Origin of the sequence: Kitasatospora sp. NPDC051164 (assembly GCF_044455625.1) — a bacterium.
Classification (GTDB): domain Bacteria; phylum Actinomycetota; class Actinomycetes; order Streptomycetales; family Streptomycetaceae; genus Kitasatospora.
In genome coordinates, this window is the sequence record NZ_JBITFB010000002.1 from 232,795 (window position 1) to 247,583 (window position 14,789).

The 14,789-nt window shown below is 70.4% G+C and carries 16 protein-coding genes; 8 read left to right on the plus strand and 8 right to left on the minus strand.

Annotation, left to right across the window (positions count from 1 at the left end; translation table 11 throughout):
• Nucleotides 1-196: 196 nt before the first annotated feature.
• Nucleotides 197-859, plus strand: coding sequence for a hydrolase (locus ACIBEC_RS03590; protein ID WP_360492163.1), 663 nt, complete (start codon nucleotides 197-199; stop codon nucleotides 857-859).
• 31 nt (nucleotides 860-890) lie between these two features.
• Nucleotides 891-1,373, plus strand: a complete 483-nt coding sequence (locus ACIBEC_RS03595) for a DoxX family protein (RefSeq protein WP_360492166.1) — start codon at nucleotides 891-893, stop codon at nucleotides 1,371-1,373.
• 252 nt (nucleotides 1,374-1,625) lie between these two features.
• Here ACIBEC_RS03595 and ACIBEC_RS03600 read toward each other — a convergent pair whose 3' ends face one another.
• Nucleotides 1,626-2,180: a DNA starvation/stationary phase protection protein gene (locus ACIBEC_RS03600; RefSeq protein ID WP_360492169.1), complete on the minus strand. Its 555-nt coding sequence runs from the start codon at nucleotides 2,178-2,180 to the stop codon at nucleotides 1,626-1,628.
• A gap of 28 nt (nucleotides 2,181-2,208) precedes the next feature.
• Nucleotides 2,209-2,934, minus strand: a complete 726-nt coding sequence (locus ACIBEC_RS03605; RefSeq protein WP_360492172.1) for an alpha/beta hydrolase — start codon at nucleotides 2,932-2,934, stop codon at nucleotides 2,209-2,211.
• A gap of 315 nt (nucleotides 2,935-3,249) precedes the next feature.
• Between ACIBEC_RS03605 and ACIBEC_RS03610 the strand changes: the two genes are divergently transcribed.
• The 3 genes from ACIBEC_RS03610 (at nucleotide 3,250) to dnaE (ending at nucleotide 9,029) form a co-directional block, all read left to right on the plus strand.
• Nucleotides 3,250-4,086 (plus strand): alpha/beta hydrolase, encoded by an 837-nt coding sequence (locus tag ACIBEC_RS03610; protein ID WP_360492174.1) that lies wholly within the window; start codon nucleotides 3,250-3,252, stop codon nucleotides 4,084-4,086.
• Nucleotides 4,087-4,242: 156 nt separating this feature from the next.
• Nucleotides 4,243-5,172: a glyoxalase gene (locus ACIBEC_RS03615; RefSeq protein WP_360492177.1), complete on the plus strand. Its 930-nt coding sequence runs from the start codon at nucleotides 4,243-4,245 to the stop codon at nucleotides 5,170-5,172.
• A gap of 302 nt (nucleotides 5,173-5,474) precedes the next feature.
• A complete protein-coding gene (dnaE, locus tag ACIBEC_RS03620) occupies nucleotides 5,475-9,029 on the plus strand; it encodes a DNA polymerase III subunit alpha (RefSeq protein WP_360492180.1) in 3,555 nt (1,184 codons plus the stop codon).
• Nucleotides 9,030-9,095: 66 nt separating this feature from the next.
• On the opposite strand, the gene ACIBEC_RS03625 is transcribed toward dnaE, so the two are convergent.
• Nucleotides 9,096-9,500, minus strand: coding sequence for a CBS domain-containing protein (locus ACIBEC_RS03625; protein WP_360492183.1), 405 nt, complete (start codon nucleotides 9,498-9,500; stop codon nucleotides 9,096-9,098).
• Between the two features lie 486 nt (nucleotides 9,501-9,986).
• A complete protein-coding gene (locus tag ACIBEC_RS03630; protein WP_030918248.1) occupies nucleotides 9,987-10,190 on the minus strand; it encodes a cold-shock protein in 204 nt (67 codons plus the stop codon).
• Nucleotides 10,191-10,691: 501 nt separating this feature from the next.
• Between ACIBEC_RS03630 and ACIBEC_RS03635 the strand changes: the two genes are divergently transcribed.
• On the plus strand, nucleotides 10,692-10,919 hold the full coding sequence (locus ACIBEC_RS03635; protein WP_360492186.1) for a hypothetical protein: 228 nt from the start codon (nucleotides 10,692-10,694) through the stop codon (nucleotides 10,917-10,919).
• A gap of 179 nt (nucleotides 10,920-11,098) precedes the next feature.
• Here ACIBEC_RS03635 and ACIBEC_RS03640 read toward each other — a convergent pair whose 3' ends face one another.
• From ACIBEC_RS03640 to ACIBEC_RS03650, 3 genes are all read right to left on the minus strand, one after another.
• Complete coding sequence (locus ACIBEC_RS03640) at nucleotides 11,099-11,404, minus strand: MerR family transcriptional regulator (protein ID WP_329924752.1); 306 nt, start codon at nucleotides 11,402-11,404, stop codon at nucleotides 11,099-11,101.
• Nucleotides 11,405-12,171: 767 nt separating this feature from the next.
• The gene (locus tag ACIBEC_RS03645) at nucleotides 12,172-12,372 is read right to left on the minus strand and encodes a hypothetical protein (RefSeq protein ID WP_360492189.1); all 201 of its coding nucleotides are present in this window, start codon (nucleotides 12,370-12,372) and stop codon (nucleotides 12,172-12,174) included.
• Nucleotides 12,373-12,505: 133 nt separating this feature from the next.
• Nucleotides 12,506-12,694 carry a hypothetical protein gene (locus ACIBEC_RS03650; protein ID WP_360492192.1) on the minus strand — a complete coding sequence of 63 codons (189 nt, stop codon included), beginning with the start codon at nucleotides 12,692-12,694 and terminating at the stop codon, nucleotides 12,506-12,508.
• A gap of 194 nt (nucleotides 12,695-12,888) precedes the next feature.
• Between ACIBEC_RS03650 and ACIBEC_RS03655 the strand changes: the two genes are divergently transcribed.
• A complete protein-coding gene (locus tag ACIBEC_RS03655; RefSeq protein ID WP_360492195.1) occupies nucleotides 12,889-13,287 on the plus strand; it encodes a hypothetical protein in 399 nt (132 codons plus the stop codon).
• Here the strand turns inward: ACIBEC_RS03655 and ACIBEC_RS03660 are convergent.
• Nucleotides 13,268-13,873 (minus strand): Hsp20/alpha crystallin family protein, encoded by a 606-nt coding sequence (locus ACIBEC_RS03660; protein ID WP_360492198.1) that lies wholly within the window; start codon nucleotides 13,871-13,873, stop codon nucleotides 13,268-13,270. The two genes, ACIBEC_RS03655 and ACIBEC_RS03660, sit on opposite strands and share 20 nt — an antisense overlap.
• Nucleotides 13,874-14,094: 221 nt before the next feature.
• Here ACIBEC_RS03660 and ACIBEC_RS03665 point away from each other — a divergent pair, with 221 nt between their 5' ends.
• Entirely contained in the window at nucleotides 14,095-14,781 is a 687-nt protein-coding gene (locus ACIBEC_RS03665; RefSeq protein ID WP_360492200.1) for a type III effector protein, read from the plus strand.
• The last annotated feature ends 8 nt before the right edge of the window (nucleotides 14,782-14,789 follow it).

Below are 14,789 nucleotides of genomic sequence, written 5' to 3' on the forward strand. Positions count from 1 at the left end.
CGTCGCTGTCGTGCCGCCCCGGATGATCCGGATCGCGGCTGACACAGCCGGAACTGACGCAGCGTCAATGAGTCGCCTTCTTGGGCGATTCCCCGCTGACTCCCCGCAGACCCGCTACAGATGCGGGGCAGATGCGCTGCCAATCCGCTGCCGATTCCCTGCAGATTCCCTGCATCCCTCAGAAGAGAGAAGAACCATGGTCGACCTCACCCAGGTCCACGCCGCTCCGAGCCCCGACCTGCTCACCCCGGACAACGCGATGATGCTGTTCGTCGATCACCAGCCGCAGATGTTCTTCGGCACCGGCAGCGGTGACCGCACCTCCATCATCAACTCCACCGTCGGCCTGGCGAAGGCCGCGAAGATCTTCGACGTCCCGGTGGTGCTGTCCACCGTCGCGGCCGAGTCCTTCTCCGGACCGATCCTCCCGCAGTTGCAGGCGGTCTTCCCCGAGCAGGAGGTCATCGACCGGACCAGCATGAACGCCTGGGAGGACGAGGCGCTGGTCGAGGCGGTCAAGGCGACCGGCCGCCACAAGATCATCCTGTCCGGCCTGTGGACCGAGGTCTGCCTGGTCCTGCCGGCGCTCTCGGCGCTGGAGCAGGGCTACGAGGTGTACGTCGTCGCCGACGCCTCCGGTGGCGTCAGCCCGCGGGCCCACGAGCACGCCCTGCAGAGGATGACCGCCGCCGGCGCCGTGCCCGTCACCTGGGTGCAGGTGCTGCTGGAACTCCAGCGTGACTGGGCCCGCACCGAGACCTACGTCGCCGTGACGGACCTGGTCAAGGAGCACGGCGGCGCCTACGGCATGGGCATCGTCTACGCCCAGTCCATGATCAACCCGCACGCCGCCGGCTGACGGCCCGCCACCGACCCCGACGGAGTCCGACATGAACACGGGTCTTCTCCTGCTGCGCCTGGTCGCCGGCCTGCTGATCGCGGGCCACGGCGTCCAGAAGGTCAGCTTCCACCTCGGCGGCAGCGGACTGAACGGCGGCACGGCCGAATTCCGGGGTGACGGCTTCCGCGGCGGCAAGCTCACCGCGATAGCCGCCGGCGGCACCCAGATCGGGGCCGGGCTGATGCTGGCCCTCGGCCTGCTCACCCCGCTGGCCGCCGCCGGCGCCATGGGGGTGATGACCGTCGCCCTGACCGTCAAGTGGCCCCACGGACTGTGGGTGCAGCACGACGGGTACGAGTACCCGTTCGTCCTGATCACCATCGGCGCGGCGCTGGCCGCCACCGGCCCCGGACAGTGGTCGGTCGACGGCGCCCTCGGCCTGGCGCACTGGCCGCTGTGGTGGCTGCCCGTGGCTGCCCTCGCCGGCGTGGGCGGCGGCCTGGCCACCCGGCTCGCCCTGCACCGGGCCTGACGGCAGCGGCACCCCCGACGAGCTCGGGCCCCTGGACACGCCCGTGTCCAGGGGCCCGAGCTCGTTGCGGTTCGAACCCTTCGGCGCCACGAACCCGGAAACCCACGCAGAGGCCCGGACCCGGCGGTGACGCAACGCATCGGGACCCGGCTGTGCGCGCACCCGCCCCTGGGGTACGCGCACAGCCGGGTCCCGGTTCCCGCACAGCCGCCGACCGGGGCCGGGCCCGCCATCGGAGGGCCCGGCCTGCCGTCACACCCCCGTCTCGGGGGTGACGACGAGGTGCTCGGCGAGGAACCAGACCTGGGTCTCGCCGGTGCGGATGATCTGGGAGACCAGGAGGTCCTGGGTGCCGTCGTCGCCGAGCCGCGCCGTGCGGGTGGCGGCGTCGCGGGCGTCGGCGAGGATGCTCTCGTGTGCGTCGAGGAGGCGCGAGAGCATCGACGGCACGCCCTCGATGCCGTCCGGCGGGCGCGGTACGCCCGTGATCTCGGCGGCGTGACGGGGGTCGCCGACGGCGACGCCGCCGAGCATCTGCACCCGTTCGGCGAGCGCGTCGACCAGCTCCAGCTGTTCCTGGGCGTGCTTGTCGAAGAGCAGGTGCAGCTGGTAGGCGGTCGGCCCGCGCATGCCCCAGTGGTACTTCTTGTACAGCGCGTACAGGAACTGGGTGTCCGCGAGGACGCGGTTGAGCCGCTGGGCCGAGTACTGCCGGGCGTCGTGGGAGAGCGCGATCGGCAGCTGGGTGGCGGTGCCGAACTCCTGCATCTCGGGGCCGTGTTGGTGGAGGCGTGGCTGGTTGGTCATGGTGCTCCTGTCACTGTTTCGGGGGGTGTCAGTTGTCCACGGACCGGACGGCTTCGCGGATCACGTCGGCGACCCGCCCGGGGTGGGAGAGCATCACCAGGTGCGAGGAGTCGACCTCGACCGTGGCCGCCCCGGCACGCCGGTAGCCGAACCGCTGGACATCGGGGTTGATGGTCCGGTCGGCGCCGGCCACGATCCCCCAGGAGGGCTTGGTCCGCCACGCGGCGGTGGGCGCGGCCTCGCCGAACGCCGCTGCGGCGAGCGGCCGCTGGGAGACCGCGAGGACCCGGGCCCGCCCGGGGTCGACGTCGGCCGCGAAGATCGCCGGAAGACGGTCGACCTCCACCGAGACGTCGGTACCCTCGCCGTCCCCGCCCTCCAGCGGGAAGGGGGTGTACACCAGGGCGGAGGCGAGCTCGGACGCGGGGAAGCGGCCCTGCAGCTCACCCAGGCTCTCGCCCTCCTCCAACGCGTAACCCGCGAGGTACACCAGCGCCTTGACGTTGTCCTCGGCGCCCGCCACGGTGATCACGGCGCCGCCGTAGGAGTGGCCGACCAACACGACCGGCCCGGGGATCTGCCGGACCACCGATGCGATGTAGGCGGAATCGCCGACCAGACTGCGGTTGGGCACGGCCGGCGCCACCACCTTCAGCCCCTCGGCCAGCAGCTCGGGGATGACCCGGGCGAAGCTGGAGGCATCGGCGAAGGCGCCGTGCACGAGCACGACAGTTGGTGTGTCATTCGTCGTCATGACTGAATCCTCAAAATCGCTGCTTTCTTCGGGGCATGCGCACCGCGCCGGAGGTCCGACGCCGTGCGCGAGGCGGCATCAGCGTAGGAATGCGCCGGCCCGGGGCCTGTTCCGACGGCGCACCGCCCACAGCCGGTCAGCGCACAGCGGCCGACACCGCGTCAGATGCGCTGGATCATCGCAACGCCGGTCGATCCGTCTGCGGCACTCTCGGACGACACCGTGTGCTCTCACAGGCCATCGACCGCCACCGGCCGCCCCTAACGTGAGGCCCATCAGCAGCCCACACGCTGTCCGAGAGAAACGGGAAAACCCATGCCGTTCATCACCGTTGGCCAGGAGAACTCCACCTCCATCGACCTTTTCTACGAGGACCACGGCACCGGTCAGCCGGTCGTCCTGATCCACGGGTTCCCGCTGGACGGGCGCTCCTGGGAGCGGCAGAGCGCCGCGCTGCTCGACGCCGGCTACCGGGTCATCACCTACGACCGCCGCGGCTTCGGCCAGTCCTCGCAGCCCACCACCGGCTACGACTACGACACCTTCGCCGCTGACCTGAACACCGTGCTGGAGACCCTGGACCTGCGGGACGCCGTGCTGGTCGGCTTCTCCATGGGCACCGGCGAGGTCGCCCGGTACGTGTCGACCTACGGCTCCGAGCGGGTCGCCAAGGTCGCCTTCCTGGCCTCCCTGGAGCCGTTCCTGCTCAAGACCGACGACAACCCCGACGGCGCCGCCCCGCAGGAGTTCTTCGACGGCATCGTCGCCGCCGTGAAGGCCGACCGGTACGCCTTCTACACCGACTTCTTCAAGGGCTTCTACAACCTGGACGAGAACCTCGGCACCCGGATCAGCGAGGAGGCCGTCCGCAACAGCTGGAACACCGCGGCCTCCGGCGGCTCCTACGCCGCCTCGGCCGCACCGAGCACCTGGTACACGGACTTCCGCGGTGACATCCCCCGCATCGACGTGCCCGCCCTGATCCTGCACGGCACCGGCGACCGCACCCTGCCCATCGAGAACACCGCCCGCGTCTTCCACCGGGCCCTGCCCTCCGCCGAGTACGTGGAGATCGAGGGCGCGCCGCACGGCCTGCTGTGGACCCACGCCGAGGAAGTGAACACCGCGCTGCTGGCCTTCCTCGCCAAGTGACCCGGACGGCCGCGGCTCCCCCGACCGCGGCCGTCCGCCCGCCCGCCGGTCCGCTGACAGCACAGCCTGACCGGCCGACCGACCAGAGACCCGCGCCCGGCGTCCCCTTCCGTGGACGCCGGGCGCGGGTCTCGAACCACGACCAGGAGGTCACCCGTGAAGCTTCGTTTCACCCGCCGCATGGTCCCGCTGGTGGCGGCGATCGCCGCACTCACGGCGGTCCCCACCGCCTCGGCGGCCCAGAGCACCCCCGGCCCCGCGAAGCCGCCGGGCACGCACCGGCAGTTCGCCGTCGGCCCGCAGTACGACTCCACCCACGTGTACGTCGCACCCGGCACCGAGCAGGCGTTCGTGGCCAGTTGGGTGTCCACCTTCGGCGGCACCACGATCGGGCCCGTCTCCACCCAGGTGACCCCGACGCCCAGCCGGACGCTGTCCGAACTGGTCGTCTCCCCGGTCGGCACCCTGTCGGTGTTCGACTACACCACGCCCGTCCCGTACCCCTTCGGCACCGAGCGCACCGGCTGGCTGGTCACCGACCTCGACCAGGCGGTCCGCGCCGCCCGCGCCGACGGCGCGGCCGTGACCGTGGCCCCCTTCGCCGACCCGATCGGGCGCGACGCCGTCGTCCAGTTCCCCGGCGGGATCAACGCCCAGCTCTACGTGCACACCACCCCGCCGTCCTACCCCGGCCTGGCGAGCGTGCCGGAGAACCGGCTCTACCTGTCGCCGGACTCCGTAGGCGCCTTCCTGGACAGCTACCTCGCCTTCACCAAGGGCCGCATCGTCTCCGACGACCAGCGCGCCGACGGCGCCGCGATCGGCCTGCCCGGGACGACGTACCGGCTCGTCCGCCTCACCTCCGGTTTCGGCGCCACCACGGTCATGGTGACGGACGGCCACCTGCCGAGCCCCTTCGGCCGGGAGCTCACCGGCTACGGCGTGCCCGACCTCGGCGCCACCCTGGAGCGGGCCGAGGCCGCCGGCGCCTCGGTGCTGTGGGGACCGGTCTCGGCGGGCGGCCGGGACAGCGCCGTCGTCCAGTTCCCGGGCGGATACACGGCGGAGATCCACACCGCCCGGTGATCAGCCCCCGGACCGCCGGCCCGCCAACGCCATGAGCGGTGCGAGACACCACGGCCCCACCGTGGAATTCGGACCTACGGCCACCTTAATCGGAGCATCAGCGGGGGATGGCCGGCCAGTGCGCCGCCGCATCGCGAACGCGGCCGCACACGTCAGGGCGCCGTCAAACAGGGTGCTTCCGGACCCCCGTCCGGCGAGTCGGGCGCCTCGTTCGGCTAGCGTGGACACCTTCTCGCCGCGTTCCCTCCCCCGCCGCGCCCGACCCCGTCCGATCTCGCCCCGACGCAAGGAGCCTGCCCACCGTGTCCGACAGCTTCGCCCACCTGCACGTCCACACCGAGTACTCGATGCTCGACGGGGCCGCGAAGAACGGGAAGCTGTTCGCCGAGGCGGAGAGACAGGGCATGCCCGCCATCGCGATGAGCGACCACGGCAACATGTTCGGCGCGTACGAGTTCTTCCACGCCGCCGCGAAGACCGGCGTGAAGCCGATCATCGGCATCGAGGCGTACGTCGCGCCCGGCTCGCGCTTCCTGAAGAAGCAGGTGTTCTGGTCCCCCGGCGGCCAGCGTCCGAGCGGCGCCGACGGCGAGGGCGGCAAGGACGTCTCCGGCGGCGGCCGGTACACCCACATGACGATGTGGGCGCAGAACGCCACCGGCCTGCGGAACCTCTTCAAGCTCTCCTCGCTCGCGTCGATGGAGGGCTACTACATGAAGCCCCGGATGGACCGCGAGCTGATCGCCGCGAACGCGCAAGGCATCATCGCGACCACCGGCTGCCCCTCGGGCGAGGTGCAGACCCGGCTGCGGCTCGGCCAGTACGAGGAGGCGGTCAAGGCCGCCGGCGCGTACCAGGACATCTTCGGGAAGGAGAACTACTTCCTGGAGCTGATGGACCACGGCCTGGACATCGAACGGCAGGTCCGCGACGACCTGCTGCGGCTCGCCAAGCAGTTGGACATCCCCCTGCTGGCCACCAACGACTCGCACTACGTGACCGCCGACCAGGCGGACGCCCACGACAGCCTGCTGTGCGTCGGCGTGGGCAAGAACAAGGACGATCCGAACCGCTTCAAGTTCCAGGGCACCGGCTACTACGTCAAGACCGCCGAGGAGATGCGGGAGCTGTTCCGCGAGCTGCCCGAGGCCTGTGACAACACCCTGGCGATCGCCGAGCGGATCGAGTCGTACGAGGAGGTGTTCACCTACGTCGACCGGATGCCGCAGTTCGACGTCCCCGAGGGCGAGACCCAGGCGTCGTTCCTGCGGCAGAAGATCGCCGCCGGCCTGCAGCACCGCTACGGCGACAGCCCGAGCCAGGAGGTGCTGGACCGGATCGAGCTGGAGATGGGCGTGATCACCCCGATGGGGTTCGACGCCTACTTCCTCGTGGTCGCCGACATCTGCCAGTACGGGCGGGACAACGGCATCCCGGTCGGCCCGGGCCGCGGTTCGGCGGCCGGCTCGATGGTCGCCTACCTGACCGGCATCACCCAGCTGGATCCGCTGGAGCACGACCTGCTGTTCGAGCGCTTCCTCAACCCCGAGCGCATCAATCCCCCGGACGTCGACATCGACTTCGACGACCGCCAGCGCGACCAGATGGTGCGCTACGTCACCGAGAAGTACGGCGCCGCCTACACGGCCCAGGTGAACACCTTCGGCACGATCAAGGCCAAGGCCGCCGTCAAGGACGCCAACCGCATCCTGGGCTACCCGTTCTCCATGGGCGACCGGATCACCAAGGCGATGCCGCCGGACGTGATGGGCAAGGGCGTCCCGCTGGCCGACCTGTTCGACTCGAACCACTCCCGCTACAACGAGGGCGCCGAGATCCGGGGGCTCTACGAGAACGAGCCGGACGTCCGCAAGATCATCGACACCGGGCGGGGCATCGAGGGCCTGATCCGCGGCACCGGCGTGCACGCCGCAGCCGTCATCCTCTCCTCCACCCCGCTGCTCGACCTGATCCCGCTGCACATGCGGGACAAGGACGGCGTGATCATCACCGGCTTCGACTACCCGTCGTGCGAAGCCATGGGCCTGATCAAGATGGACTTCCTGGGCCTGCGGAACCTGGGGATCATCGACCACTGCATCAAGATCGTCAAAGCCAACCGGGGCATCGACGTCGACATCGAGAACATCCCGCTCGACGACCCCACCACCTACCAACTCCTCGCCCGCGGCGACACCCTGGGCGTCTTCCAGCTCGACGGCGGGCCCATGCGCGCCCTGCTGCGGCTGATGAAGCCCACCGAGTTCGCCGACATCTCCGCCGTCTCCGCGCTCTACCGGCCCGGCCCGATGGGCATGAACTCCCACACCAACTACGCCCTGCGCAAGAACGGCCAGCAGGAGATCATCCCGATCCACCCCGAGCTGGAAGCCCCGCTCGCCGACGTCCTCGGCCCGACCTACGGCCTGATCGTCTACCAGGAGCAGGTCCAGCGAGCCGCGCAGGTGCTCGCCGGCTACTCGCTCGGCCAGGCCGACCTGCTCCGCAGGGCCATGGGCAAGAAGAAGAAGGAGGTCCTGGAGAAGGAGTTCATCCCCTTCCAGGCCGGCTGCCACGAACGCGGCTACTCCGACGAGGCCATCAAGGCCGTCTGGGACGTCCTGGTCCCGTTCGCCGGCTACGCGTTCAACAAGTCGCACTCCGCCGCCTACGGCCTGGTCTCCTACCAGACCGCCTACCTCAAGGCGAACTACCCGGCCGAGTACATGGCCGCACTGCTCACCTCGGTGGCCGACGACAAGGACAAGATGGCGATCTACCTGGCCGAGTGCCGGCAGATGGGCATCCGCATCCTCTCCCCCGACGTCAACGAGTCCGTCGTCGACTTCACCGCCGTCGGCAGCGACGTCCGCTTCGGCCTCAAGGCCGTGCGCAACGTCGGCGTGCCCGTCATCGAATCCCTGGTGCGCACCCGCGAGGAGCAGGGCAAGTACACCTCGTTCGCCGACTTCCTCGACAAGGTCGAGCTGGTGGTGTGCAACAAGCGCACCGTCGACTCGCTCGTCAAGGCGGGCGCCTTCGACTCCCTCGGCCACACCCGCCTCTCCCTCAGCACCGTGCACGAGAGCGCGATCGACGCCGTGACAGGCGTCAAGAAGCAACAGGCGATCGGCCAGGACGACCTCTTCGGCTCCCTCGAGACCGGGTCCGACACCCCCGCGATCGGTCTCGACTTCCAGCTCACCGACCGCGAATGGCCGCGCCGCCAACTCCTCTCCCTGGAACGGGAGATGCTCGGCCTCTACGTCTCCAGCCACCCGCTGGACGGCGCCGAGCACATCCTCTCCCGCAACCGCGACACCTCGATCGCCGAACTCCTCGGCTCCGGCCGCTCCGAGGGAGAGATCCGCCTGGCCGGCCTGATCACCGCCGTCGACCGACGGATCAACAAGGCCGGCAACGCCTGGGCAATCATCACCCTCGCCGACCGCGACGGCTCGGTCGAGGTGCTGTTCTTCCCCGCCACCTACAACCTCATGTCCGCCCAGATGATCGAGGACAACGTCATCTCCGTCCGCGGGCGGCTCAACGAACGCGACGGCTCACTGAGCATCTTCGGCCAGGAGATCACCACCCTGGACATGTCCTCCGCCGAACTCGGCACCAAGCCGCCCGTCCAGATCAGCATCCCCGCCGCCCGGATCACCCCGGAGAAGGTGGCCGAACTCAAGCTCGCTCTCCAGGCGCACCCCGGAGACGTGCCGGTCCGCCTCCTGACCACCAACTGGGACAAGGACACCCTCTACGAGCTGGGCTTCCTGGTGAACCCCGACAACGGCCTCGCCTCCGACGTGAAGACCCTGCTCGGCACCAACGCCTGGTCCGGAACGGCATAGCGGCAGCCCGCCCACCCCAGCACGTTTCCCCAGGTCAGCACTGCCGCCCCCGGGCCGTGGGGCTGATCAGCTCCCGAACCGCGAGGCAGGGCACCCGCTGAGCAGGCCGATTGCGTGACCGTCGTGGTCCACCACCGGCCAGGTGTCCAGGCCGCGGGAGCGCATAGCGGCGGCCGCGGTGGCGGCGGGCATGCCGATGGTGGCGAACGGGGCTCGGTCGAGGGCCACGTCGCGTACCGGGGTGCGCTCGGTATACCAGGATCGGGCCTGGAACGGCGCCAGGTGCAGGCGGGTCAGCAGCCCGGCGCAGCGGCCGTCCTCGTCGCGGACCAGGAGGTGGTCCGCGCCGGAGCTCTGCAGGATGTCCATCGCGGCGTCGACCATGACATCGTCGCTGATCTGCAGCTCGGGGTGTTTCATGAGATCGCCGACCGTCGCGGTGGTCGGCGGGCTTTGGATCGTGGTGGTCAAGGGCTGACTCCTTCGTGTTTCTCCCGCCGAGTCCGGCGGTGATGATCAGGGCACTGGTGGCGGACGGGCCGACAGGCTCCGCGGAGCGGGCCGTGGCGCTGCTGAAGGATTCCGCGTGCGGTCGTCATGGGAATCCGGTGTCGCCGGCCCGGCGACCTGTGCGGGCCAGGTCCGTGTCGGGAGCCGGGTCCGGCGGTGCTACGCGGCGAGGGAGCGACTGGAGCGGTTCATCTGAGAACCGTGCGGCATGTCATCTACGGTCGGCGCCCACCGCGGAGGGCGGGAGCGGAGAACCTCGAACCGTGAGCTGTCACGGCAGGGCGCCGATCCGGACGCGGCGCTGTGCGTCTCGCGTGGGGATGGTCCGGGGGCGGAGCCAGGAGCCTGAACGGCCGGGGATGCGTGTGGCGCAATGCCGAGGGGCCCGCACCGGGCATGTGTGCGCGGTGCGGGCCCCTCGCTGCTTGGCGGGTGCCGTGGCAGAAATTACAGCGGACGAATGTTCTCCGCCTGCGGGCCCTTCTGGCCCTGCGTGACGTCGAACTCGACCTTCTGGCCCTCGAGCAGCTCACGGAAGCCGTTGGCGTTGATGTTCGAGTAGTGGGCGAAGACGTCGGGGCCGCCACCCTCCTGCTCGATGAAGCCGAAGCCCTTTTCCGCGTTGAACCACTTCACGGTGCCATTAGCCATTAAAAATTCTCCTTCAGAGGCTGTCCGAAGCACGCACAGTGCGGACTTCGAGTCGCCGCGATGAGCACCCACCCGGGGAAGAGCCGGGAAACAAAAATGCGCCTGCAAAACATCAGCAGGCGCACACAAAGTTCATGGGAACCACTACTGCAACTAAGACGACAGTAGCAGGCCGCGGCCCGCCGCGGTGGGATATTTCCGCCCCAGTTCCGCGGCGGCGCACCCCAGAGCCGCCGGCCCAGAGCCGACGGGTCCGCCAAGTCGCTTGGACAGCAGGCCGGTTGGCCGAGTGGATCACTCCGCCCGGCCGGCCGCCCCGCGGCGCGATGACCGCAGGTGCGCAGTGTCCGTCGTCACGGTGCAGCCGCCAGGGGGACGGATCGCGCCTACCGGCGCCCCCGAGGGGCCGACTCGGACGAGCGCACGCGTCATTCCGGGTCCCCCGGGAATCGACGGCGCGAGAAGGTCCGACCTTGCGCTTTCCGGCGCATACTGGAGCTGATGACCAAATTCGCAGCAGTCCCCCGCCACCTGCCCACCAGCCCCTTCAAGGCCCGGGTGGAGGCCCCGCGCAAGCATTTCGCCGTCGGCGACCGGGTCACTCATGACCAGTACGGCCTCGGCCGGGCCATCGGCGTCGAAGGCGACAGCGACATCGCGGTACTCGTCGACTTCGGGACACGGCAGGAACGCATCACCCAGCCGTACACCGCGATGCACAAACTCTGACCCCGGGCGCCGCCGGTCCCGGCCGGCCGATCGTCCCGCGCAGCTCACCGACAGAGCGCGTCGGGCTCCCACCTCATCGCGCCCTCGTGGCGGCCACGCCCGGAGGGAAGGACCGCGGCACGCGGCGTGGAGGTCGCGGGCCGGCAGTCCGGTTCTCCTCAGGTGCGGTCGCGTTCTCCTCAGGTGCGGTCGCGCCGGAGTTCGGCGTTGATGCGCAGGGCCTCTTCGAGTTGGTCCTCGAGGATGATGATGCGGCAGGCGGCGTCGAGCGGGGTGCCCTGGTCGACGATTTCGCGGGCGCGGGCGGCGATACGCAGTTGGTAGCGGGAGTAGCGGCGGTGACCGCCGGCTGATCGCTGGGGGGTGATGAGTTTGGCCTCGTCGAGGCTGCGCAGGAAGCCCGGCGTGGTGCCCAGGATCTCTGCGGCCCGGCCCATGGTGTAGGCGGGGTAGTCGTCGTCGTCGAACTTGGTCTCTGCGCTCATGTGGTCCGCCGGGTCGTGGTCGGTGGCGAGGGTGGTCTGTTCCACCGGCACCTTCTTTCTCGGGAAACGGGTCGAGGGCCCCGGCGCTGTTGTGCGCCGGGGCCCAGGGATATGTGGATTCACTGCACCATCTACTGCACTACTGCTGCCGGCTGATTCGCCGGCCTGCGGTGTCCGCACTGCCCCGGGGAGGGACAGGATGCGGGGATCGCGTATGCGTGACCGAGGACCACCTCTTCCATGACGTTCCATGACGATGGCTGCTGCGGTGACCGCCCGGCTGGTACTGCGTGCCGTGGCGGGCGATCCGACGGGGTGAACCCTTCCCTTCTCCTCTGGTGTGCATCGTGCGTACTGCGGTAATGCGGTAATGCGGTATTGCGAACTGCTGGCAACACCCGTCCTGCTGGTACTGCGTGGTGCGGACTTCAGATACTGCGGTTACTGCGAACTGCCGGGTGCTGCCGGTACTGCGTCCTGCGCGTGCGCGACCGCCACCGCCTGGGGCCCCATGCACAACCGGGCCCGAGACGCCTGACAGGTCACCCGTCTTCCGTCGGGAAACCCTTCTGCCATGACCGGGCCCCGCGTACTGACGACCTGCACGCCTCCTGCATCTCTGCTGTTACTGCCAACTGGGGTACTGCCCAGGCAGTTCGTGTCTGCCTGCCCTGCGGTCCTGCTCTTCCAACACCAGGAACACTACACAGACCGTGGGGCAATGTCTACTCTCGCCACCGGAGGTTTCCATGGCTGGACGCCGGACCTTATCGGCGTGACCTCTCCGGCCCGGCGCATGTGCCGGGATGCGGGGCCAGGGCGTCGCGCAGGGCGTAGAGGTCGGCGACGGTGGCTTGTTCGGCCAGGCGCGCCAGCAGCCGGCGCAGGACCCTCTCGTCGCCGTCGCGGACCGCCTCCACGATTCCGCTGAGCACGGAGCGGTCGGTGATCGGGGCGGGCTGCTGCATCTCCACTCTCCTTCGCGCCCCGGCGGGGGGCGGTGCGTATGCCGTGTCTGCGCCCTGGGGCGCCCTGGTCGGGGCGGGAGAATATCTGCTGGGCAGCGGCCGGGGCCTGCGGGGGCCTGCGCGGCGGTGTCGTTCAGCGGGGGGCGAGTGCGGTGAGCGCGGTGGCCAGGACGTCGTGGACGGCGGGCGCGGCCGAGCTGGAGGCGAGCAGGAAGCCGAAGACGACGGCGACGCAGGCCGTGAACCCGGTCGCCTCGCGCCGACGCACCAGCACCAGAAGGACCGCGCCGAAGAACACCACGGCCGACACGTTGAGGACCACGGTCACCCCTTCCCGATCGGGCGGGTCGCGCCCGAACCGCGCCCGATACCTTTTCTGGCCATCCCATATTTTTCCATGCAGCGATCACAGATAGTGGAATTTTCGTGATCCGTCGTGCCCGGCGGCGTCATGGGCCGGCGGCGGGTCGGGGGTGTCCGTGCGAGCAGCTTCCGGCGGGCACTATCCTCTGGTTCATGTCGAACCCTGATGGGCTGCTCGTCGACATCGCCACGATGGTGGAGTCCGAGCGCAGTAACCAGATGCCTTTGACCGTGGTCGTCCCGGGGGCGGTCATCACCGGCCGACTGGCGCCGGAGAGCCTGTGGAACGAGCGGGTGGCCGAAGTCCTCGCCGCCTCCGACCACCTGAAGCCTTTCGCCGCGCTGTTCACGGCGCGCGTCACCGGCGACGGCGGAGCGGGCGGCGACGACGCGGCGGCGGCGCCCGTCGTGAGGCCGACGCATCTGCATCTGCATGTCGCCCGCATCCTGCAGGGCAGCTACGGCCTGCCCCACACCGGAGGCATGTACCGGATCGCCATCGCCGAGATCAGCAGCTGGACGGTGGGAGACCTCAGCTACTCCGACCAGTGAGGCCCGTCCGGGGCGGGTTCGCCGGTGCCGCGGCCCGGCGGCCATGAGGGCCGGCACCCCCACCTGCTCGCTGCCGTCCAGCAGAGGCAGGCACACCCGTACGCCGTCGGTCCGGGCGACCCCGACCGCACTGGCGCGCAGGAAGGGCGTGCCTGCGAGGGAGTCGTCGATCGGCTCGGGCTCGCCGGCGGTCAGCCGCCCGCCGGGCAGCACCAATGGCGGGCGGCCTCGGGCGCGAAGCGCCGCCGACGGGCTCAGCCGCAGGAACGGCCCGGCCGCTGCCGGCGGCCGACGGGGCGGCCTCACCGGTCTGGGCGGTGATCCTGCGGGGACGGGAGGCCGAGGCGATGGGGACGGCGAGGGCCAGGACACCGCCCTGAAGGTGAGCTGCGGCGCGGCCCGGCTCGGGGGTGTCAGCCAGCCGGATCCGGCGCTCGAACACCCCGTGGACCCGCTCGGCGAGCCGGGTGCGCACTCCCCCGCTGGGCGGGGCGAAACGGCGTTCGGCCCCGACGGTGACCATCCGGCCCAGCGCTTCGACCTCGCTCGCCTCCGGCGCGATTCCGGGCAGGTCGAGCACGATCACGGAACCCTCGTCCGCGCGCCCGGCGTCCGTCGGGATCGCCGTCGGCCTCGACCGGAGCCCGGGGCACCTGGCAGGTCACCGCAGTGCGCACGGACATCGCCTAAGGGGACCCGACGGGCCGTGAGGTCTTCGGGTGGTTCGCACCGGTGCGGCGCGACACCAGCCGTTGTAATATGTCATCCATCCGATGACAACGGCATGGTCAGCGAAAGAATGACGACATGGATGTGCAGGACACCGGCGCGGCCGGGGTGGGGCCGGCCTCGTTCCTGGCCGCCGCCGCCGCGCTGGGCATGATGGACGCCGCCGCCCGCACCGCCCGCCACGCCCCTCCGGACCACGCAGGCCAGAACGACCCGGGCCAGGCCCTGGCCGCGCTCTTGATGCTGCGCCACCTTCGTGAGGAACTCGTCGGCTGGGAGAGCGGCCTGATCGAGACCGCCCGCGATGCGGGAGCCACCTGGGCCGATCTCGCCGAACCGCTGGGCGTCCAGAGCCGCCAGGCAGCCGAGCGCCGCTACCTGCGCCTGCGTCCCAACGCTGACGCCGGCACCGGGGCGGGCAGCACCGGCGAGCAGCGTGTCCAGGCCACGCGGGCTCAGCGCGCCGCCGACCGCGCGGTGACCACCTGGGCCCGTGACAACGCCGCCGACCTGCGCCGCCTCGCCGGTCAGATCGGTGCCCTGGACGACCTCAGCACCCAAGCGGCCCCCGCCATGGAACGCCTCCTCGACGCGCTCGGCCACCACGACGCCGCCCGCCTGCTCGCCCCGCTCGCCGAAACCCGGCCCCTCCTGGAGGCAGGCCACCCGAAGCTCGCCGACCGCCTCGATCAGGTCACCGCCCAAACCGACCAGCTGCGCGCCGACAGTGACCGGCACCGCCGCACGCCCCCAGCCGGACCGTGACCACCCCG

What these genes read in the sequence shown, in the direction of transcription:
- ACIBEC_RS03590 (WP_360492163.1), top strand. Translation starts at nt 197, where the DNA reads ATGGTCGACCTCACCCAGGTCCACGCCGCTCCGAGCCCCGACCTGCTC.
- ACIBEC_RS03595 (WP_360492166.1), top strand. Translation starts at nt 891, where the DNA reads ATGAACACGGGTCTTCTCCTGCTGCGCCTGGTCGCCGGCCTGCTGATC.
- ACIBEC_RS03600 (WP_360492169.1), bottom strand. Translation starts at nt 2,180, where the DNA reads ATGACCAACCAGCCACGCCTCCACCAACACGGCCCCGAGATGCAGGAG.
- ACIBEC_RS03605 (WP_360492172.1), bottom strand. Translation starts at nt 2,934, where the DNA reads ATGACGACGAATGACACACCAACTGTCGTGCTCGTGCACGGCGCCTTC.
- ACIBEC_RS03610 (WP_360492174.1), top strand. Translation starts at nt 3,250, where the DNA reads ATGCCGTTCATCACCGTTGGCCAGGAGAACTCCACCTCCATCGACCTT.
- ACIBEC_RS03630 (WP_030918248.1), bottom strand. Translation starts at nt 10,190, where the DNA reads ATGGCTAATGGCACCGTGAAGTGGTTCAACGCGGAAAAGGGCTTCGGC.
- ACIBEC_RS03635 (WP_360492186.1), top strand. Translation starts at nt 10,692, where the DNA reads ATGACCAAATTCGCAGCAGTCCCCCGCCACCTGCCCACCAGCCCCTTC.
- ACIBEC_RS03640 (WP_329924752.1), bottom strand. Translation starts at nt 11,404, where the DNA reads ATGAGCGCAGAGACCAAGTTCGACGACGACGACTACCCCGCCTACACC.
- ACIBEC_RS03645 (WP_360492189.1), bottom strand. Translation starts at nt 12,372, where the DNA reads ATGCAGCAGCCCGCCCCGATCACCGACCGCTCCGTGCTCAGCGGAATC.
- ACIBEC_RS03655 (WP_360492195.1), top strand. Translation starts at nt 12,889, where the DNA reads ATGTCGAACCCTGATGGGCTGCTCGTCGACATCGCCACGATGGTGGAG.
- ACIBEC_RS03665 (WP_360492200.1), top strand. Translation starts at nt 14,095, where the DNA reads ATGGATGTGCAGGACACCGGCGCGGCCGGGGTGGGGCCGGCCTCGTTC.